The following is an 18,761-nucleotide window of genomic DNA, read 5'->3' as shown; positions in this document are numbered from 1 at the left end:
GAGTGTGCCGTTCATGGAAAAGACACAGTTGCTATTGAGCAAGGCAGGAGTGTTGGTGCAGGAGTCCCATGCAAAGCAGGTAGCATCGGGCGAAGCCTTCAACCTGTTCACCATCACGAAAACCGAGCGAGTCGAAGTCAACACTCACTCAGCGATGCTTGCGGAGATATTGAACCCCCGAGGGCGGCATGGAAAGGGACCGCTCTTCCTTGGGCTATTCCTGTCCCACATGGGGATTGAACACGAGCCGCGCCTGGCGGAGGCTCGCGTGCGCAAAGAGGAGACATTTGCTGCCGTGCAGGGGCGCGTCGACATCGTTATTCATTTACCGAACCGAATAATCCTCATCGAGAACAAGGTCGATGCCGAGGATGGGGATGAGCAACTCAAGAGATACGCTCATGTCGGCCAGGCGTCAGGCAAGCTTTGGGATCTGTTGTACCTCACCCTGCTGGGCACCGACGCCGATGTGAGCAGTTGTCGAGGAGTTGCCTATCGGCGTGTGGCGTACCGGGAGCACATCTTGGACTGGCTTGAGAAATGTGTCGCTGCAGCAGCCGATACATCTGCGCTTCAGCACGCGTTGATTCAATACGCGAACATCGTCCGTAAAATCACTGGAACGTCCATGACCCAGAACACCAAGCGCGCGCTGATCCAGTTGATTTCTGCCGGCAACGACTTCAAATCCGCAGACGCTATTGCTGAGGCCCTTCCATTTGCAAAGGGTGCCGCGCTGCAGCGTTTCTTTGACTCCGTAGACCGATCATTGTCGCAGACCTACACGCGTGCACAGCCGCCGGCCGGTTTCCCAGGCTTGGAATTCAATGAGGAGAGCTGCTGCGCTTGGTTCAGGATCAAGGGCATGAGGCCAAAGAACGTTGGAATGTTCCATGACATCGGTGTCGAAGGCGCATTGCTGAGGATCGAGGTCGCAACGGATGCTCTTCACTACGGACTGGTGCCTATCAGCAACGGCAAGCTAGGGTACATTGAGCAACTGAGGGAGGGTGCCCATCCAATTCCTGAGCACCTGATCTATCGGGACTGGAGGGCCTTTAAATGGTTGTCGAGCGTCTACGAGGAAAACGTAGGCCGCAACATGGATCGCCTGTTGGCCACCGACCAGCTGCTTGAGCAGGTTTTTGAAACCATCAAGCAACTGACCAAGGCGCCCTCTGACCAGGTGTAAATGTCGGGCCCCGGAGTGTGCCGAGTACTCCGACAACGACGGGGCGCGCTCCCATTCATTCGGCGGTCGGCGCCAACAACGAGAAGGCTGGTACCAGCACATTCAACCCAGGCTGAAATTTCAGCTTGGCGTCACGTAGCTTGCGGAAATTCTTGATAGTCAGCTCAGCGAGGTACATGAAAGTCTCCATCCGTGTTGTGCGGATAAAAGCCTATATGAGCTGAAGTGCGCAATAGGGCGTCCTCTCTACGACTTCCAAGGTCCGATATTGATTAAGGCGATCGTGCCTTCAGGTGCGAAAAATGGATGCTACCCCCACCTCGCCATGCCCCCTCTTCCCACACCCTGTCGACGCCACCGCCGAATTGACCCGCGCGCTAATCCAAGACTGACCCGCCTCTAAATCTGCAAAAATGGAGCAACAACAATGGTTCGCGGAAAACAGACTGGATCAGCGACATCTCAGCAACTGGATCAATTCAGCCTCGGCGTCAACAGTCTTACCTTCAACTGTGCTTGCGAGATATCACAGAGGCCGGATTTTCAGTACCTCGTTCGCCAGACAGTGGCTGGATACAGATTGGCCGCTCCGAGTTACTGGCGCCCAGAAGAACCAAACGAATGCGGTGGCGGATTATTCATACAACCAAGGCTTCAATTCATCGAGATTGCTCACCACGATCTGCTGCGCCGCCGCTTTGGGGTCGAGTTTTTTCGGGTCGATCTGAAAGCGCTGTAGCACGTATTTGACCAGTGCCCTGCGGGTAGGAATTTCCAGTACGCCATTCTGCATCCCGAAATCGGCTTCTATGATCGCTTTCTGTTCCAGCGAAAGGCGTGAGTCGGGCGCGATGACGACCGCCACCTCGGTGTTCCAGTCTTCGTCCTCGTCGATCAGATTCTCGGTCCTGCGCTCGGAAGAGATTTCGCCACGCAAGCGACTCAGCACAAAATCACGGTACTTGCGGTTCTTCTCGCAGTACGCCCGCACATGCCAGCGCATGCCGGTGTAGATAAGCGTGTGGGGGGCGATGAGACGGACTTCAGGCGTCGGGTTGGACAATGAAACGTACTCCACTTCGATCACTTCACTATCCCGACACGCCTTGAGCAGTGGCCGCAGGACTTCGGCGCGGATAGTGCGGTCCGGCACTTCCAGTACCTTCGTATGCGCATACGCAAGGGCCAGCCCTTCGACATGTGGCGAGCGGGAGTGAGTCTGGTTCAGCAGATGCAAATAAGCACTGGCGCTGTCGTCGATAAAGCGTGGCGTAAAGCCTTCGCTGGGTACATAGCCCTTGGCTTTCTTGTCATATGTAAGATTTTCAGGCGCATGGTCGTTGATATAAGTGTTGATGTCCTTGGACGCCTGCTGACGGCTGATCCCGAAGCTTTGGATCAGGTGTCCCGTGGTCAGGCGGCCTTCCCACCAAGCGACGGTTTCGATCAAACGATAGCGAAGTGCCAGATCCCAGCGAACTTGCTCGATGCCTTGCGTGCGTTTCATGCCCCCTCCATGTGCGTGATTTGTTTACCTGTATAAGTCTACATTATATACATGTAATGATTCACTACATATTCTGACCCCGTCTTCGAGATGATTCGAATTTACGAAAGGAAGTACAGATGACTACGTCGGATGCGATTTCGACAGGGGCCTTGGTGACGATGGCAGCGATTGCCGTAGTGCTGCTGATCCAGTATCTGAAGCTGCAGGACATCTGGCAGTTGATCGTCGACTGCAAGAGCAAGACGCGCTGGGCGCAGATTCAGGAAACGGAAAACAAAGAGTTACGTTCGGCGTTGCGAGCGGAGAAGGCCCACGTCGAGCAGCTAAAGAGAAAGCTGGACCTGCTGCAAGCGCTGATTCCGGCCTCGTAAGGACATGCACATGAACAAAATCGAATGGATTAAAGGCTGCCTGCTTGTTGGCGTAGTGGACTACGAGCTGGGCGCGCCCGTTGAACTCCTCGAATGGAGCGCCATCCGCGCCACCTTCAGCGCGCAAGGCATCGTCAGCTACGCACCGGCCTATGAGGTAATTGAGAAGTTGGCAGAGGATATCGAGCGAGTGCCGCGGGATTATTCGGGTATGGAGAGGAATTTAATCCGTCTATCGAAATGCAATATCCAAGGAGCTCAACATGCCGATAAGACCTCGTCCGGTCACCTTTGAGTGCGGCGATTGTGGCTGGAAGAAAACAGTTGCACCCAAAAGTGATTGCCTGTGGCCTGGGGATTGGTTCACGCGGTGCCCGAAATGTGGGAACGACGCGTTGAAAATGCGTACGGTCAGCGGACTAGAGAGGTTTCTGGTGGAGCTCTGGCCGCGCCGTTAGAACTTTGCTCGGTGTCCGGCGTGATGGCATTTTGGTGTATGCCTGTGCATAATCGGATCGCCGTTGCCAAAGCAAATTGAAGTGATTCACGCACAGGCAAGCGCTTGCGGCATCCTTTCCTACGCCATATTGACGGTCTTGGAACTACAGGCAAACACTCGTGCCTCGGGCTCCTAGTCATGGATCGGTCTGCACTTTTCAGATTTTTCAAATGATGACTTGGTCGAGTTATACCCGAGCAGATCCTGCACGGTCTTCGTCTGAGCGAATACGGGTGAAAGATGGGTGTAATAGTTGGTGTTTTCGTATTCCTGATCGCACTGGGCACCGTTATCAGCCTTGTCGAGAAAGGCGCTCAAGGTGCCAGTTCTCGTCTACTCCGTCCCTATATCGGTTTGTTGCTGATCGCCGGATTGATCGCAGGCATGGGCCTGGTGCTAGGCACCATGTTCCGTGGTGTTGAAGACTACTTCTTCATTGTCGCCAAAGGCGTTGCGGTATTCACCGGGGTCGTAGTGTGCCTGAAATTAATCACTGCTATTGCAAAGCGGCTTTTTGTTGCCGACTGAGCTAGGCATCGAGCGTTGCCCGATTTTTTATGGGTTGCAGGTGATTCATTCATATCGACAGAAGGGCTCTGCCTAAAGGTTTGCGGTGTATCAGCGGATAAGGTGTGTGCGTTACCCGAATCGCCGTTTACCAGAGTGCTACTACGCCTGAGAGTTAAAGGCGGCGCATTTATGGCCCGCGAAATATCACTTACGTGGTGCCAATTCTGAAAGCACTTGGCCTGGTCGATTAGTGATGCACTGGCAGCAGTTGTGGATAAAGCATTGGCAGATTCAAGGGCCACAATCCGGTCCGCTGGTTTTCAAGGAGATCAGATGTACGAGAAAAATATCGAACTGCTGCGGGAAGAATCCCTTCGTTTACTGGAAGTGGAAATCGATCTGCTGCAACGAATGAAGAGCGCAGACGGGGTAGTGGTCGATGAACACGGCCATGAGCACCAGACTTTTACGCAGACCAGCATTCAGAAGGATCTGCAAATGCTTCGGGGCGAAGCGGAAAAGCTTCAGCGCCTGGAGATGGTACTGGCCGTTGTAGGAACGATGAAGGCAGGAAAATCGACCACGATCAACGCCATTGTCGGCACCGAGGTGCTGCCAAATCGCAACAGGCCTATGACGGCGTTACCGACGTTGATTCGTCACACGCCAGGGCAAATCGAACCAATACTGCGCCTGGAAAATAATGGCCCTATCAATGCTGTAATTGCCCAACTGCACCAAGTGCTGAACAGTCACGATGCGAGTGCAGTCGCTGACAAGCTTGCGAGCGATAGAGACCTGCAACCCTTGTTGCAGCTCATCAAAGAAAATGGTCGATTCAAGAATTGCTATCAAGGACCTGAGGGAATTTTCTGGTTCCTCCGAAGCTTGAACGACCTGGTTCGCGTGGCATTTGCGCTAGACGTGCATTTTCCATTCGAGAGTTACGACGAGATCCATGAGATCCCCGCTATCGAAGTCGAGTTTTCCCATCTGGCAGGCACATCGGAGAGCCTGGGTAGCCTGACGCTGCTCGATACGCCTGGCCCTAACGAGGCAGGCCAGCAACATCTGCGCAAAATGCTCGGCGAGCAATTGAAGAATGCTTCAGCTGTTCTGGCGGTTCTGGATTTCACCCAGCTTAAATCTGATGCCGATGAACAGGTGAGAGCCGAGCTTGAGCGAATCGCCGATGTAGCTCAGGGGCGAATTTTCGTATTGGTTAATAAGTTCGACGAGAAAGACCGCAATAGCGATGATGAGGAGCAAACCCGACGCTTGGTCGCTGACTCTTTGTTGGGTGGTAGGTTGCAGCCTTCACAGGTGTTCCCGGTGTCGTCCAAGCTGGCTGATCTCGCTAACCGCGCCCGTCGCGAGTTGGCGATCAATGGTTCTCTCCCTGAGGTCGATGGTGATCAGAACGCTTGGGTGGCGGATTTCGGCAAAGCCGCGCTGGGCACTAGATGGAAGCACAAGATTACTGATCCAGAAGAAGTGAAAGAAGCTGCCGATGCGCTCTGGGAAGACTCTTTGTTTGCCGCCCCGTTGGATCAGATCATCCGTAAGGCTCACAGCGGCGCGGCGACACTTGCGGTGGCGTCCGCCGCCGCCAAGCTATCTGACATTGCCGCAAAATTGAACAACTTCCTCGCCGTGCGTGAGGCTGCACTGGGAAAGAATGTCGAGGAGTTGAACGAGCAGATCAACTCCTTGCGCAGTGATATCGATCGCATTGGCAGCCTAGAAGTTCAGACCAAAACGGACGCCAAGCACGCGCTGCAAACAATCAACGGGCAAATGGATAAGGTCTTCACTGACATTCGTACAGCCATCAGTACCGAGGTCGAGCAAGGTTTCAAGGCGGGTAAGCAAGCCGAAGAGCAGCAAGAACTAGAGAGAAAAAAAGGCGCGGCTACCGGAATCATCGGAATACTAAATAGTTTGGCAGGGCAGCGGAGGTTGGGGAGGCAACGTACCAATTTTGGTTATGACTTCGACGAAACGACCACAGTAATTAAGCTCAATGACCGTGAAGAGGCTGAAGCCATCACGCGGGGCATTGAGAGCGGAGTTCGGCTGATAATTGAGCGCAATGAAAAGCGCCTGTTGGCAGAGTCCGAACAGATTCTTCGCAAGTTTCACGTTTTGTTCGAGCAGGGCATTTCCACTCAAGCCAGCGAGATCATTACGGATCTCAATCTGCGTCTGAACCGTAGCGGTTTTTCAATCGCCATCAACATTCCGTCAATGCCTGCGCTGTCGATGCGTCCCTCCAGCAGTGAACTGTTGGGTGGCGTAATCGAAAACAAACATCGCACCGTAAAGCGACGTCGTCGTTCGGAGGGCGTATGGGGCAGCATTTGCAGTTATTTTGATACTGATGACTGGGGCTGGGAGTCGTACACCACTAAAGTGGCCGTTTACGAAATCGATATTTCCAAGGTAAAGGCCTCCATCGAAAAAACGCTCGGGGATTTGTTCGATGGTCTTGCACGCGCGACCGTAGAAACGATTGAATCGCCACTCAAGGACAGCGTCGACAAGTTCTTCGACGAACTCAAGTTGACCGTGGAATCGATTCGCAGCGACCTGAATCAGAGCATTCGAGACAAACAGTCCGACCAAGGACAGCAGCAGCAACTGGCCGGGCTTCTAGCGGGCTTCAAGCGCAATGTCCCGGGTATTCAAAAGGACAGTGATGCGCTCAAACGTGACGTCCCGTCCGAGGGCGTTGAGGTGGCGGCATGAGCGAACAGACCCCGATTTCGCCTCGCTCGGATATCTGCCAGATACTGACGTGCCTGCCTGAAAAGTTCGTTGTGGATTTTGCCAACGGCATTGATGTCGCACGTGAACGCCAGCGCCATATGGGGACGCGAGATGGTTTTTTCGCACGCCTTTATGACGGTTTTACCGGACAAGGTGATCGTCATCAGGCCGAGGTCAACGCAAGTCTCACCGATGGCGTAGAAGGTGCGTTGAACTGGTTGAAGGATTTAAGCGAATCCTTGGCCAGCAGCAACCGTGCGATTGTTCAGGTCAACGCCCGCGTCAACGCTCTCAAGCTTGACGTTGCCACACTAGTTGATTTCTCGATACAGAGTCGTCAGACGATCAACCTGCTTTCCCAGCGCCTGGATGAGCGCTGTAACGCGCTTGATCGCAATGTCGCCAGGATCGACTGCCTACAACAGGCGCATCTGCACCTTGACGACGTATTCGGAAAGTGGGGAGCAGGGCATTTCAATATGTTCACGCTGTCCGGACGCTGCTATGCCGCGCTTGAAGAGCTCCGTTGGGGGGCGTTCGGCGACTACTGCCAGGCAGCATCTAGAGCCGAGCGCCAGAAGCAGCTGGAGCGTCTAGCCAACAGGGCGATCATTCAGTTGAATAAGGATGCAGGTATTGGCCAGGGCGAGCGTATCGCGACTCGCGAGCGGTGGTTGGCGCGCCCTGAGCACAGTGCCTTCCTGACTGACGGCGAGGAGGCTATCCGTTACCTGGGCGACTGGACCAGCCCTCAGGCAACACCGTTTGCATTCGCGGCCTCTCAGATGCCTGAGGAGTTGCCATTGCACCTGCCACGGATCATTGCAGCTCCAAGGGTGACAGAAGCGATGATCAGTGAACTGTTTTTGGAGGCTTCGTGATGACTGCGCCCATGAAGGTTGGGTTGGTGCTCTCCGGTGGCGGGGCCAAGGGCGCCTATCAGGTCGGAGTGCTCAAAGCCTTGCGCGAACTCGGCACCCGCATCGACGCGGTTTCAGGGGCCAGCATTGGCGCCCTCAACGGCGGCGTTCTGGCTTCGTCTCCATCACTGGATATTGGTATCGAGCGCCTTGAGGCCGTTTGGGAACGATTGGCCAACGAATCCCCGTTGAGCATGAAAGCTCCTGGGTATCTGGCGCTGTTGGCTGCAGCGGGCCTGCGGGTTCAGGGTGCGGGCGCTGTGCTGGGGCTTGTTCACGCAGTAAAGAAAATAGCCGGGGCCTTTGAGTTCGAGTTACCGAGCTGGCTTGATGTGCTGGACGAAGGCTTGCTGGACGACCAGCCGTTGAAGCAGCTAATGGATGAGTTTCTCGACAGCAAGCAGCTGGCGACAGGGATGCCGCTCTATGTGTCGTTGTATCGCAGCAACGGCGGCCTTCAGGACTTAGCGTCAGCATTCATGGCCGAGCTCGGGCTGAGTAATACACCGGATTCGGAATTCGTGCATATACAGTCCCTCAAGGAAGACCAACGCAAACAGGCGTTGCTGGCCTCTGCTGCAATCCCGCTATTGTTCGCCTCCCGCAAACACGGCGAGAAGCGCTACTCGGACGGCGGCCAAGGTGGCTGGCAGACAATGCAAGGTAATACGCCAATCACCCCATTGCTGGAAGCTGGCTGCAACCTAGTGATCGTCACTCATCTGAGCGATGGATCGCTATGGAGTCGTCAACGATTTCCGGATGCGACCATTCTGGAAATTCGTCCCCAGCAAAGCCTGAACCGAGCTACTGGTTTCATGAGTGGGGCTCAGGACTTGCTCGGTTTTGATGTCGACAAGATCCCCACCTGGATCGAACAGGGTTATCGGGACACGCTGCATTGCGTTGGACGGGTCATGAAAACTCAACAAAGCCGCGACGAATTGCGTATCGCGGAAGCGACTCTTGCAGGCATCGGAAGTGAGTCCGCCGGCGCCGATGAAACACTGGCCGATGCGATGGCGCGGTTAGCCAAGCAGCCCTGACAAGGAGTTATGAAGTGGCAAATGTACAAATTGAGTGGGATTGGCTGCATTGGAATTGCAGTCAGACTTGGGGTACGGATGTTTGGCCGGAATTGCAACGCAGAGGGGTTAAGCAGCAGGACCTTGAACGATGCGTTTATGTGATCAGGCTCAATGGTCTTTTCGCCATTCAGTACCCGCTAGGCGTTTCTCCCACGGTCTATATCGGCGAGGGAAACTTTGAACAACGCATTACTCAGCACAAGAACTGGCTGATGGAGCTCGCGGATCTGCAAGGCGAGTATGAATTTCTCATCGGCTATTGTTTCCCACGGGCGAGAAACGCCTCGAAGGTTTATTCCGATTTCGAAGCGATGCTGATCCACGAGTTTCGAGACATATACGGCGCGGCTCCGCTGCGGAACAGGCAAATGGAATTTCAGAAATCAAACCACGTGTTTGAGCCAATGAACGAAATCCGCAGCGCGATCATGATTGGCCGCGGCATGCGTTTTCATTGGGCGGTGCAGCCAATGAAAAGCTCGCCTATGTATGACGTTTACCAGCGGACTATTCTGGAAGAGTTGAGGGTTTAAATGCAAAAAAAGTAAAGCTTGTCACATAATAATGAAGTCTACAGAGGCTCGGAATGGAGAACCAAAGCCTCTACAGGACAGCCTACCGAGCAAGCAACATACCGATGAGTGGCTATCCGAGTAAACGCTGACTGACAGCCCCCCAATCAAACATTTTCGCGGCCGGCTGCCGAAGCAACAGACACAGTACTGATAAACATATGTCCACACATCTGATTATGTAGACCGAATCGCATCTTTGATGGCTATAACTCCCAATTCATAAGCACACAAATCCCTCATGACGCCCGCTTCTTGAGCCCGCCATGGCTTGGTCTTGCACTCTTCAGGATACCCTGCATCGCGTTCCACTGAGCATGCCCCGCTGAAGGGGCAAAGCGTCACCGCTAGTTTTTCAGTACTCACCATTCGTCCGTCTTGAGTAAAATGGTGTTGTACATAGTGAATACTCGACTGTAGAACTGCAAAGGCCTCATGTTTCTCAGGAGGCCATGATGCAACGCTACCGCGTCTACCAAGCCACATTATCTCGGTCTCTCCATTCGACTTCTCTTGAGAGATCCAGCGCTCTAGGTAAGTGAGCGCAATATTACTGAATAATCTCTCATCCATGGGCTGCTTAAGGAACGCCAATTCCATCACCGGCGATTTCAAGCGCGTATTGAGAGCAGTGAGTATTAAAGTCTCATACACTTCAAAACCATCTGACAAAATTTTCGAATTTTCAAAAACATGACGAAGCATTGGCACGATTGAATTAATTACGTAATCTGCATACCTTTTGAATTGCGCAATTATATCTCGCATTAGTTGTTCTACAATATTAACTCCGGCAACCTCAACCTCAAAACGAAAAACCTTGCAAATATTTACAAGCGCCTCAGAAGGACTTGGAGATAATAGAGATAAAGTCCCAATGACGATTCTTTCTGTAGGTGATGTCTCCCTCCCGACAAGACTTTTTACTAAAGGTGAAAATGCCAAATATGGATAACTCGGAACGGTCCCATCCACATCAACACTACCATTGAATTTTGCATTTAAGATATACCTCTCAGCCTCATATGCAATTCCTTCGGTAATAAAATCAAGCCCCGGTTGCAGCTCAAAATCCAAACAGGATTTATCGGCAAAGATTGCTTTAACCCGAAATCGAATCTCATCATCAAGCTGAGTGTACCCGTCTTTAAACTCGCTTGTATCTTGATGATCCATCTCGGCAAATTGCCACTCGACAGTTTTTTTCCAGACGTAATCTTTTGGAATATTTCGAGCAAACCCTCTCATAGATCGGATTTTTCGAAAAGCCATCGCAACGTGTTCGTCAATGGTATTACTTTGATTGTCTTCCGGAGAGTCTCGGACGAGTTTTTCGGAAAATGATTCTGAATCGGTTTCCGAATCGGTTTTAGCTGACTGTATTAAAAAAGGCTGAACTAATAACAGACAGCTTGTTAGGGCATCCAGTCCGGCCACTGTTGAAAGATTGTGCAGATAGTGTATGTATTCGTGCACATGCAGGGCCACTGCACCAGGCAAAATCGATCCGGATTCAGGATGAAGGTCTCCCTCCCATCCGATCCTCGTTATCAGAGCATTCACCCTGAACGCCCCTAATTTTCCAGCCCTTAAGACTTCATTATCATGAAACGTAGACACAAGGTGTCTCCCACGGCTGCCATAAGAGTTAAGCCGCCAATGATAGCCTATCGCCAGCCAACCAAACGATTGCTTTCATTTCATGCACGATGAATCGAGGAAGCCCAATCGATGCACGCATAGTATTCGGAGATCAAGCAATTTGAATCACAGCAAGATCTCTACCAGCCCCTAGAGCACAATTTCATCCACGATATTAATCGACTCTCGTGCCCCTATGAAGCGAGCATATAACTCGTTGGATAAGGCCGCATCAATGCATATAACGTCAGTTTCATGTTCTCTCTCGTTATGAGCTTCGGGCTCAACAAAGCCTCGATCAAAGCGCAGGCCTGCCTTTTCATTAAACAGATATCGCGCATGAAAATCTTGATCCAGCTGATCGCCTGCCACCCGGCAAATGGTGATTCTGACATCAAGCTCAATCCATAAGTTAAGGAGTCCTTCATATTCCTGCCGCACCACAGTCGAGTCACGCGGATCAGTACTGTAGTCTGAAAATACAATCACCTGACTCGGTATTGAGTCATTAACCTGGCAAATCCGAAGCATAGAATCAATAACTTTTGTACATCTGCGTCTGGATTGAAAATAGGGATCCACCAGCACGAGTTGATCCGAGGCGGTCAATACATATTTCGCTGCCTCTGCCAGCGCATTCGCATTACGCTTGACACGGAAATCACGTCGATTCTCAAACAGATTTTCGTGGGCATCATCGATGCGGTGAAATTTATCTGAGACAATCTTATTTCGCACCAAGACCGCTGACAGCTGATTCAAAACAGCCTCAACGCCAACATTCTCTAGCCAATTACCATCGCCATAGGCTAGCCCCATCCGCACAAGGCGGTCGCCTTTAATTGTTCGCAACTTCTCCACAATGCGAGCCAAGTCAAGATCGCCGACATTATTATTCCTGCAGGTTTCCATCACCATCCGCTCCCATTTACCTGGGTAGCGTGCAATCAGCAGCCCCTTGCTGTAGCCAAACTTCTCCACGGTATAGCGCAAGTCATGCCAGTTATTGATGGCGTCCGGTTCTATGGCAAATACAGCGTGCATCAGAACAACTCCTCGCCACGCTCAGCGAAGAAGCCATCAGGCCAGCGACTGGTGAATTCACCAGAGCGGTCAATTTCAATACGCCGGGTTCTAACGCCGGTTGCGCTCGGCTCCATATAGACAATTGAGACATCGTCAGGAGAAATGGGCCGCATGCCTTCCGGCAGATCACCTTCGGAGGTTTCACGGATTCGGCGCAATATCCGGAGGATGATGTGTTCGCTATGGGTTTCGATCAGGAACCAGCTTTTGTTATTGGACTGCGTCAACAAATCACCGATGCCAACCTGAATCCTCGGATGGACATGCAGTTCAGGCTGCTCGCAGGCGATGATGCCCTGCCTGGCTTGAACCGCTGCGACCACAAGCGGGAAAAGTTGAGAAATCCCGACGCCCACTTCGGAAAACGCCACCTCAATGTTGTTGAGGTCGTCCCACAACACCCACTTGCTGTGGTGCTCCCTCGCAAGCAGCTGCCGGGCTTTGGCTTCAGAGGGTTTCTTCTCTAACTCAAGAATTTTCTTCAGCACGTCAAGGTCGATTGAACGCTCCTCGAGCAACGGATTACCGTCTTTATCTGCGCCGGCGAGAGTCAGGCTGAGTTCATCCCCAAAAGTACCAATAAATGCCCTCAACTCACTAAGCGTGTCGTCTCCGCCCGAGTAAATGACCTGACTGACCACGACCTTTGAGCGCAGGGAATAGCCGAGGTTTAAAGTGCCCGGCGTATTCAGCCAATGATTGATCTCAGCCATGTTGGCCGCGTTCAGACGTGCCGTTACATCCCAGGCGGCGGCACCGGAGTACCAGTCCTTTTGCTGCGGGTAGGGATTGGGCTGATGCAGGGCGTCAGGGATAAGGCGCAACGGGCCGATACACAGGCTCTGGTTCAGCAATGCCAACAGGTTGTCGAGGGGGGCAACCACCACATCTGACAGGATTTCGTGCAGACGTGCCGTCAGGATCGGATCATCCGCGTCGATCACCGTTTTAAGCCGCTTGCCCGGCAAAGGTAAAGCACCGGCAAGCCCCTCGAAGCCGATGACGGCTTGCAGGAAAGAAACCTCTTCGCTTTGTCCTACCTCTTTTCTCGTAACCATTTCTGGATTGCGATTGGCATTGAGCAACTCATGGAGGCGGCTGACAAAATCCCCGTCTATATATTCGTCCTGGTCGGCCTCGGTCAACAACGCCGGGTGCCGATAGTTGAGCCAGGTAATGACTGGCTGCCTGAGGCCGGCATCACTGGTGAGCTCGGCAATCAAGCAGTCATCCAGCCACACCTTGTAGCAAGCTACATAAGCCGTATCTTCGGCTTTTGACCAGGCGATATGAAATTCCAAAGCCAAGCGATTGGCGTCGGCCGTTGGGCTGTCGACGGGTAGCGCGAAATCGTCCCCCACCAGATCCAAGATTTGGTTGTAGCTGGTGCCGATTGAGTCGGACTTATCGAGATTCAGCCTGATGACCATCCGCTTGGCAATATCCCGGCCGTTGACTAGGCTCTTGAAGCCACCGATGTGCTTTTCACCCAAGGCATCAATGCGCTGGGGGTCGCATTGCCCTTTTTCCAGCATCTGCTGGATATAGAACAGCGCCATCAACACTGAGCTTTTGCCTACACTGTTCGGCCCGAATAGCAGCGTGACAGGTGCCAGCGCTATGGATTGGGTGGCCTGAAAGGAGCGAAAGTTGGTGAGGGAGATTTCCGTAATGCGCATGGCTTTTGTGCTCTGCTGCTATCCATAAAGCCGGTCCGCGACCGGCGAATTAGTTTGTAACGTTTATGCCGCTATTGGACAGCCGCCTGAAGGCGCCCAGGACGCCCGCCTCTGCTTGTACCCGCGCCGCGGGCAGGTTGTCGAACTTACAGGCAATCTCGAACTGCTCGATACCCTCAGCTAAGCAGAAGCAATTCATATCGCCCTTATCGACCTTGAAATCCTCGGTCTCGAAGAAGATGGCCAGTGCTTCTAGGATGGTCGATTGGCCATAGTCATTGCGGCGGACGATGCCAGTCATGGCTTCGTCAATTGGAATGACGGTGGTGGCGCGGTAGCCGCGAAAATGGGTGAGCTTGACGGACTTGAGGCGCATGGTGATTTCCTTATCTATAACTGACCAGAAAAGGCCTTATAGCTTAGGGCTGAGAATAGCTTTTCATCATTTTGAGCCTGCACCAAAAGCGCCGCTTGAACAGCTTGCACCTGGTCAAAATACTCTACAAATCTCTTTTGCTCTCCTTGACTAGGAACAGGCAACATTGTCCTCTCCATGATTTCCAAGGTTATATACTTTGTATTTGATCCTTTCGAAGCACGCTTCAAGTTAGAAAGCTGATATTGAAGTGCAAACTTATAGAATGGATAACTCCATCCCGAGTCCCTTAGAGTTAACACGTACGTGCGTTGGTAGGCATTGAACCTGCCTTTATAATATTTCACGTCGTAATCTGCCTGCGCATTATTTCCAGCCAATAACAAAGCTTCCTGATCGAAGGCAAAGCTATCAATAGCAAAAACTTCCTTTGCACAGGTGAAGAAAGGATATTCCCCACCATCGATCGCAGCATTCGAATTGAGCTTCCCGGTCTTAATTTCAAAAACCTCTGTCATCGGTAAAAGGTCGGCTCTCTTGGGGTTGGAGTTTGGATCGCCGAACATGTCCAGAAACACGGCGCAGATGAAGTCGTCGGCGAGCTGGATTGCTTGCTGGCGTTTGCGGCGAATGGCGTCGGCCTTGTCGAGGATGGCGGCGATGCGTTTTTGCTCGGGCAGGAGCGGGAGAGGGATCACCTCATCATGCACCAAATTTCTATTGAGAGTAGGAACACCTGCCCCTTCCGAAAATCGCTCCAACTTGAATACCGATAGCATGTAATAGACCCAGCGAGGGTGATTCCCGTGGAAATCCATCACATACAAGGAAGTATTGAGCGGCCAAAACGCCTCGTCACAATAGTGGACCTTACCAATTGTTCCAGATCGCCCAGTAATAACCCCCGGCCCTTCAATTTTAATTTCATCGTGACAGCCATTTTTTCCATTGGCAGCATAAATAGGAACTGCCCCTTCATTTCGCACCCCAACCGGCAAGTCATATCCACGCTTCAAAGTCGCGATATTCTTGAGAGGAACCAGAGGCCAGCCTGAGTGGTTTTGGAAAAAACTCACAGCATCCCCTCCAGCTCATCCAGATCCGCGAGAATATCCTGCTCCAGCCCTTTGAGCCTTTGCAGAATCACTTTGGGATCTTCGTACTGCTCCTGCAGGTACAGCACCTCCTTGTAGCGGTTGATGGAAAGGTCGTATTTGTTAGCAGCTATATCAGCTGCCTGAACAACAAAAGCCTTTTTGGTCTTATCACCGAATACCGTATTGATGGTGCTGCCACTTATATTGCTTTCAATCATCTGCCGGTAGCGTTTCCATTGGGCGATGGCATCGGGGAGGTCGTTACCACCTTCGCCTTTCAGTTCGGTGCGCCTGTCGTCCAGGGAATAGCCGTCAGTATGGAGGTCGTAGAACCACACCCGTTCAGTGTTACCTCCCTTGGTGAAAATCAGGATGGCGGTGCTGACCCCGGCGTAGGGTTTAAACACGCCGCTGGGCAGGCTGATAATGCCTTCAAGTTGGTTGTTCTCCAGCAACTCTTGCCGCAGTTGGTGGTGAGCCTTGCTGGAGCCAAACAACACTCCGTCCGGGACGATCACCGCGGCGCGGCCGCCGAGTTTTAGCGAACGCAATATATGGGCGACGAAGAGCAGCTCAGTCTTCTTAGTTTTCACCAGCCCAAGCACCTCGGGGTTGGTGTTGCTCTCATCCAGGCTCCCCTTGAATGGCGGATTGGCCAGAACCACGTCGAAAAAGTTCTGTTCCTGCCGTGGGTAGTGCTCCTTGATGGATTTGCTCAGGGAATCCTGGTAGCGAATGTTTGCGCCGTTTACCCCGTGCAACATCATGTTCATGCTGGAAACACGCAGCATGGTGGTGTCGAAGTCAAAGCCCCAGAACATCTGCGTATTAATGTGCTGACGGTAGGGTTCGAGCTGGTCACCGGTGAAGTGGTGATTGCCATCTTCATCGGTGAAGATGCCCGACTCACTGGAGTGCTCGCGGTTGAGGTATTCCATGGTGCGGGCGAGGAAGCCGGCCGTTCCGCAGGAGGGGTCGCAGATCACGTCTGTCGGTTGTGGGGCGATCAGCTCGATCATGGCATCGATGATGTGGCGCGGCGTGCGAAACTGGCCATTAATGCCGGCGGTGGTGAGCTTGCTTAGCAGGTATTCGTAGATATCGCCCTTCACATCGCTCTGGGTCAACGGCAGGTCGTTGACCATCTCCACAGCAGAGGCCAGTACGGACTCGTTCTTGATCTCCAGGTCGGCGTCCTGCATGTACTCGCTGATATGGCCAAGACCTTCACGCTCACCTCCCTCGCCGCCGGCGCTGCCGAGCTTGGCGAAAAAGGGATATACCTTCTGTTTGAGGTGCTTGTGCAGCTCCTTGCCGCTCATATTGCGGAAGTTTTTCCAGCGCAACAGCTGCCCTTCCGGCGTATTGGGGAACAGGCGGTCGAAGGCTTTGCCGGTGCGATTGGCTTTGCGTTCGGCCACGTCTTCCTGCATATCGAGCATACGGGCGAACATCAGGTAGCTGATCTGCTCGATCACAGTCAGCGGGTTAGTGATGCCGCCCGTCCAGAACTTTTCCCAGAGCTTGTCGATATCGGTGCGGATTTTACCAGTGAGCATGCGAGGTACTTCTCTAATTCAGAAATTTGGAGATCAGAGCTGGACAGCCAGCTCTTCTTCGGATGATTGTTGGGCAAGTAGCTGTACAGCTTCGGTTGCCGCTGGATCTTCGTCGATGGCTTCGACAATCAGTGACAGCCGCTCGCTTTCAAAGTCCATGTGAGTAGGCTCCAGCGCCGGCAGAGTTTTGCTGACTTTGGCTGAGAGCTTGTTGAAACGCTCCACTTTGCCGTAAAGACCCTGCTTACCGGCCAGTGCCTTGACGGTTTCGTTGTAGTGGTTGCTTACGGTATTGAGCGTGCCGCCCAGCTTACCGAGGCGCTCAGCCACAGTGCAGACCTGGTTGTAGATCTCGCCAGCCTTCTCGCTGATTTCCCGCGCCTCGGCGTTGCTGCGTTCGATCATCCAAAGGTTGGAAACCGTGCGCAGGATGGGAATTAGGGTGGTATGCGAGACCAGCACGATGCCCTTCTTGTAGCCGTACTCAAACAAATCCTTGTTGTGCTTCATAGCCTCGATATAGGCCGGCTCGATAGGCATGAACATCAGCACAAAGCTGGGGCTGCGCATGCCAACGAGGTTGGTGTAATCCTTGGATGCAAGGTCATCAATATGCTTGCGCACGGCTTTGATGTGGTCGGCCATAGCAAGTTGGTATGCCTCGGGTGACTCAGCGCCGACAGCGCGATCATAAGCGTTCAGGGACACCTTACTGTCGATAATGATGTGCTTACCATCCGGTATTTTTACTAGGTAATCGGTCTGCTTGCTTTTACCCTCGGCATCCTTAAAGGCGCTTTGTACCTCGAAGTGTGCTTCTTCAATCAAGCCACTCATTTCAAGCGTCCTACGCAACTGGGCTTCACCCCAAGCGCCGCGCTGCTGCGAGTCGCCCTTGAGAGCTGAAGTGAGGTTATTTGCCTCTTTGCTCATTTGCAGGCCGATATCAAGAACCTTTTTGATCTCACCATTGAGGCTGGTGTTGCCCTGCTGAGAGGCGTCGTGCACGTCGTTGATACGCTTCTGAAAACCCTCGATCTGTTCGCGGAAAGGCTTGAGTAGACCGTCGATGCTGGTTTGACTGGTCTGAGTGAATGTCTTGCCTTTCTCTTCAAAGATCTTGTTGGCCAGGTTTTCAAATTCCTGGGTGAGCGACTTCTTGGTGTCAGACAATTGGGTCATCTGCTCCTGAAAGTGCTCCTCACGTTTCTGTAGGGTAGTTTTGAGTTCGGTATGGTCGGAACCGAGCTTATGCAGACGTTCCTGTAACTGGTTGAAAGACTCTATCTGCTGGGCATGCGTTTGCTTGGCCTCTGCAAGTTGCTCGCGCACTTCTCGTTCGGAGGTTTCTAGCGCCTTAGCCCGTTTGCCTTCGCTCGCCAGCTCGTCCTTCAGACCGTCGCGCTCAGTTTGCATGGACGCGTTTTTCGTTTCTGCAGCCGTAAGCCGCTCTCGCAGCTCAGCGACCTGCTCTTGAAAGCCCCGCACTTCAGCCTGGGCCGTTTCCAAGCGTTTGGCTGTCTCATGATGATGTTGGTTCGCCTCTTCCAGTTTCAGCTGCAATGCCGCGCCTGTGCCTTTGCTTGCCAGCAGGTCAGCAGAGAGGCGTGTCGCTGTATCGGCTGCAGCGTGCAGTTGTGTCTGCAGCTTGCCTTGCTCCACCTGCAGGTTATGGCCTTGCGCTTCTTCTGCTTTGAGCTGGCCTCGCAGTGCGGTCTGTTGGGCATCAGCAACCGCTTGGCCTTGCTGTGCCTGTTCTAGCTTCGCAGTCAGCATGCTGACCTGCCTCCCCTGCCGCAGGGCCGCGATGAAGAAGCCAATCACCGCACTGGCAATGGCGAGCGCTACGCTGATCACGATAATTTCTGTCGTCCATTGGCTGGCTAGCATGA

General features: G+C 52.8%; 17 protein-coding genes. 8 read left to right on the top strand and 9 right to left on the bottom strand.

Annotated features, from left to right (window positions below; genetic code table 11):
- Positions 1-13 precede the first annotated feature (13 nt).
- On the top strand, positions 14-1,192 hold the full coding sequence (locus tag ACM6IQ_RS27580; RefSeq protein WP_414880323.1) for a PD-(D/E)XK nuclease family protein: 1,179 nt from the start codon (positions 14-16) through the stop codon (positions 1,190-1,192).
- 55 nt (positions 1,193-1,247) lie between these two features.
- Here the strand turns inward: ACM6IQ_RS27580 and ACM6IQ_RS27575 are convergent, their stop codons facing one another.
- Together ACM6IQ_RS27575 and ACM6IQ_RS27570 are read right to left on the bottom strand one after the other, a co-directional pair.
- Positions 1,248-1,370 carry an ATP-binding protein gene (locus ACM6IQ_RS27575; RefSeq protein ID WP_241001815.1) on the bottom strand — a complete coding sequence of 41 codons (123 nt, stop codon included), beginning with the start codon at positions 1,368-1,370 and terminating at the stop codon, positions 1,248-1,250.
- Positions 1,371-1,826: 456 nt separating this feature from the next.
- On the bottom strand, positions 1,827-2,699 hold the full coding sequence (locus tag ACM6IQ_RS27570) for a WYL domain-containing protein (RefSeq protein ID WP_122603514.1): 873 nt from the start codon (positions 2,697-2,699) through the stop codon (positions 1,827-1,829).
- A 119-nt stretch (positions 2,700-2,818) separates the two neighbouring features.
- Between ACM6IQ_RS27570 and ACM6IQ_RS27565 the strand changes: the two genes are divergently transcribed.
- The 7 genes from ACM6IQ_RS27565 to ACM6IQ_RS27535 all read left to right on the top strand — a co-directional run bounded on the left by ACM6IQ_RS27565 (position 2,819) and on the right by ACM6IQ_RS27535 (position 9,392).
- Positions 2,819-3,073 (top strand): hypothetical protein, encoded by a 255-nt coding sequence (locus tag ACM6IQ_RS27565; protein WP_414880322.1) that lies wholly within the window; start codon positions 2,819-2,821, stop codon positions 3,071-3,073.
- Between the two features lie 10 nt (positions 3,074-3,083).
- A complete protein-coding gene (locus tag ACM6IQ_RS27560; protein ID WP_414880321.1) occupies positions 3,084-3,368 on the top strand; it encodes a hypothetical protein in 285 nt (94 codons plus the stop codon).
- Between the two features lie 444 nt (positions 3,369-3,812).
- The gene (locus ACM6IQ_RS27555) at positions 3,813-4,100 is read left to right on the top strand and encodes a hypothetical protein (protein WP_414880320.1); all 288 of its coding nucleotides are present in this window, start codon (positions 3,813-3,815) and stop codon (positions 4,098-4,100) included.
- Between the two features lie 315 nt (positions 4,101-4,415).
- Positions 4,416-6,830, top strand: a complete 2,415-nt coding sequence (locus tag ACM6IQ_RS27550; protein ID WP_414880319.1) for a dynamin family protein — start codon at positions 4,416-4,418, stop codon at positions 6,828-6,830.
- Complete coding sequence (locus tag ACM6IQ_RS27545) at positions 6,827-7,732, top strand: diguanylate cyclase regulator RdcB family protein (RefSeq protein WP_414880318.1); 906 nt, start codon at positions 6,827-6,829, stop codon at positions 7,730-7,732. The genes ACM6IQ_RS27550 and ACM6IQ_RS27545 overlap by 4 nt, the downstream gene beginning before the upstream one ends.
- Positions 7,732-8,817 carry a patatin-like phospholipase family protein gene (locus ACM6IQ_RS27540; protein WP_414880317.1) on the top strand — a complete coding sequence of 362 codons (1,086 nt, stop codon included), beginning with the start codon at positions 7,732-7,734 and terminating at the stop codon, positions 8,815-8,817. The genes ACM6IQ_RS27545 and ACM6IQ_RS27540 overlap by 1 nt, the downstream gene beginning before the upstream one ends.
- 14 nt (positions 8,818-8,831) lie before the next feature.
- Positions 8,832-9,392 (top strand): hypothetical protein, encoded by a 561-nt coding sequence (locus ACM6IQ_RS27535; protein ID WP_414880316.1) that lies wholly within the window; start codon positions 8,832-8,834, stop codon positions 9,390-9,392.
- Positions 9,393-9,608: 216 nt separating this feature from the next.
- Here the strand turns inward: ACM6IQ_RS27535 and ACM6IQ_RS27530 are convergent, their stop codons facing one another.
- The 7 genes from ACM6IQ_RS27530 to rmuC all read right to left on the bottom strand — a co-directional run bounded on the left by ACM6IQ_RS27530 (position 9,609) and on the right by rmuC (position 18,759).
- Entirely contained in the window at positions 9,609-11,051 is a 1,443-nt protein-coding gene (locus tag ACM6IQ_RS27530) for a hypothetical protein (protein ID WP_414880315.1), read from the bottom strand.
- Positions 11,052-11,222: 171 nt separating this feature from the next.
- Positions 11,223-12,116, bottom strand: a complete 894-nt coding sequence (locus tag ACM6IQ_RS27525; RefSeq protein ID WP_414880314.1) for a hypothetical protein — start codon at positions 12,114-12,116, stop codon at positions 11,223-11,225.
- On the bottom strand, positions 12,116-13,837 hold the full coding sequence (locus ACM6IQ_RS27520) for a DUF3696 domain-containing protein (protein ID WP_414880313.1): 1,722 nt from the start codon (positions 13,835-13,837) through the stop codon (positions 12,116-12,118). Before ACM6IQ_RS27520 ends, ACM6IQ_RS27525 begins: the two co-directional genes overlap by 1 nt.
- 49 nt (positions 13,838-13,886) lie before the next feature.
- The gene (locus ACM6IQ_RS27515) at positions 13,887-14,213 is read right to left on the bottom strand and encodes an AAA family ATPase (protein WP_414880312.1); all 327 of its coding nucleotides are present in this window, start codon (positions 14,211-14,213) and stop codon (positions 13,887-13,889) included.
- Between the two features lie 14 nt (positions 14,214-14,227).
- Positions 14,228-15,289 (bottom strand): restriction endonuclease subunit S, encoded by a 1,062-nt coding sequence (locus tag ACM6IQ_RS27510; protein WP_414880311.1) that lies wholly within the window; start codon positions 15,287-15,289, stop codon positions 14,228-14,230.
- Complete coding sequence (locus tag ACM6IQ_RS27505; protein ID WP_414880310.1) at positions 15,286-16,869, bottom strand: type I restriction-modification system subunit M; 1,584 nt, start codon at positions 16,867-16,869, stop codon at positions 15,286-15,288. Before ACM6IQ_RS27505 ends, ACM6IQ_RS27510 begins: the two co-directional genes overlap by 4 nt.
- A gap of 33 nt (positions 16,870-16,902) precedes the next feature.
- Positions 16,903-18,759 carry a DNA recombination protein RmuC gene (gene rmuC / locus ACM6IQ_RS27500; RefSeq protein WP_414880309.1) on the bottom strand — a complete coding sequence of 619 codons (1,857 nt, stop codon included), beginning with the start codon at positions 18,757-18,759 and terminating at the stop codon, positions 16,903-16,905.
- Between the last annotated feature and the right edge of the window lie 2 nt (positions 18,760-18,761).

This window comes from Pseudomonas sp. IT-P100, assembly GCF_949767185.1.
Classification (GTDB): domain Bacteria; phylum Pseudomonadota; class Gammaproteobacteria; order Pseudomonadales; family Pseudomonadaceae; genus Aquipseudomonas; species Aquipseudomonas fluorescens_B.
This window is presented reverse-complemented; position numbering and strand designations above follow the sequence as displayed.

Bases quoted from the DNA above. Each gene is read 5' to 3' on its own strand.
- ACM6IQ_RS27580 (WP_414880323.1), top strand. From the start codon at position 14: ATGGAAAAGACACAGTTGCTATTGAGCAAGGCAGGAGTGTTGGTGCAG.
- ACM6IQ_RS27575 (WP_241001815.1), bottom strand. From the start codon at position 1,370: ATGTACCTCGCTGAGCTGACTATCAAGAATTTCCGCAAGCTACGTGAC.
- ACM6IQ_RS27570 (WP_122603514.1), bottom strand. From the start codon at position 2,699: ATGAAACGCACGCAAGGCATCGAGCAAGTTCGCTGGGATCTGGCACTT.
- ACM6IQ_RS27565 (WP_414880322.1), top strand. From the start codon at position 2,819: ATGACTACGTCGGATGCGATTTCGACAGGGGCCTTGGTGACGATGGCA.
- ACM6IQ_RS27560 (WP_414880321.1), top strand. From the start codon at position 3,084: ATGAACAAAATCGAATGGATTAAAGGCTGCCTGCTTGTTGGCGTAGTG.
- ACM6IQ_RS27555 (WP_414880320.1), top strand. From the start codon at position 3,813: ATGGGTGTAATAGTTGGTGTTTTCGTATTCCTGATCGCACTGGGCACC.
- ACM6IQ_RS27550 (WP_414880319.1), top strand. From the start codon at position 4,416: ATGTACGAGAAAAATATCGAACTGCTGCGGGAAGAATCCCTTCGTTTA.
- ACM6IQ_RS27545 (WP_414880318.1), top strand. From the start codon at position 6,827: ATGAGCGAACAGACCCCGATTTCGCCTCGCTCGGATATCTGCCAGATA.
- ACM6IQ_RS27540 (WP_414880317.1), top strand. From the start codon at position 7,732: ATGACTGCGCCCATGAAGGTTGGGTTGGTGCTCTCCGGTGGCGGGGCC.
- ACM6IQ_RS27525 (WP_414880314.1), bottom strand. From the start codon at position 12,116: ATGCACGCTGTATTTGCCATAGAACCGGACGCCATCAATAACTGGCAT.
- ACM6IQ_RS27520 (WP_414880313.1), bottom strand. From the start codon at position 13,837: ATGCGCATTACGGAAATCTCCCTCACCAACTTTCGCTCCTTTCAGGCC.
- ACM6IQ_RS27515 (WP_414880312.1), bottom strand. From the start codon at position 14,213: ATGCGCCTCAAGTCCGTCAAGCTCACCCATTTTCGCGGCTACCGCGCC.
- ACM6IQ_RS27505 (WP_414880310.1), bottom strand. From the start codon at position 16,869: ATGCTCACTGGTAAAATCCGCACCGATATCGACAAGCTCTGGGAAAAG.
- rmuC (WP_414880309.1), bottom strand. From the start codon at position 18,759: ATGCTAGCCAGCCAATGGACGACAGAAATTATCGTGATCAGCGTAGCG.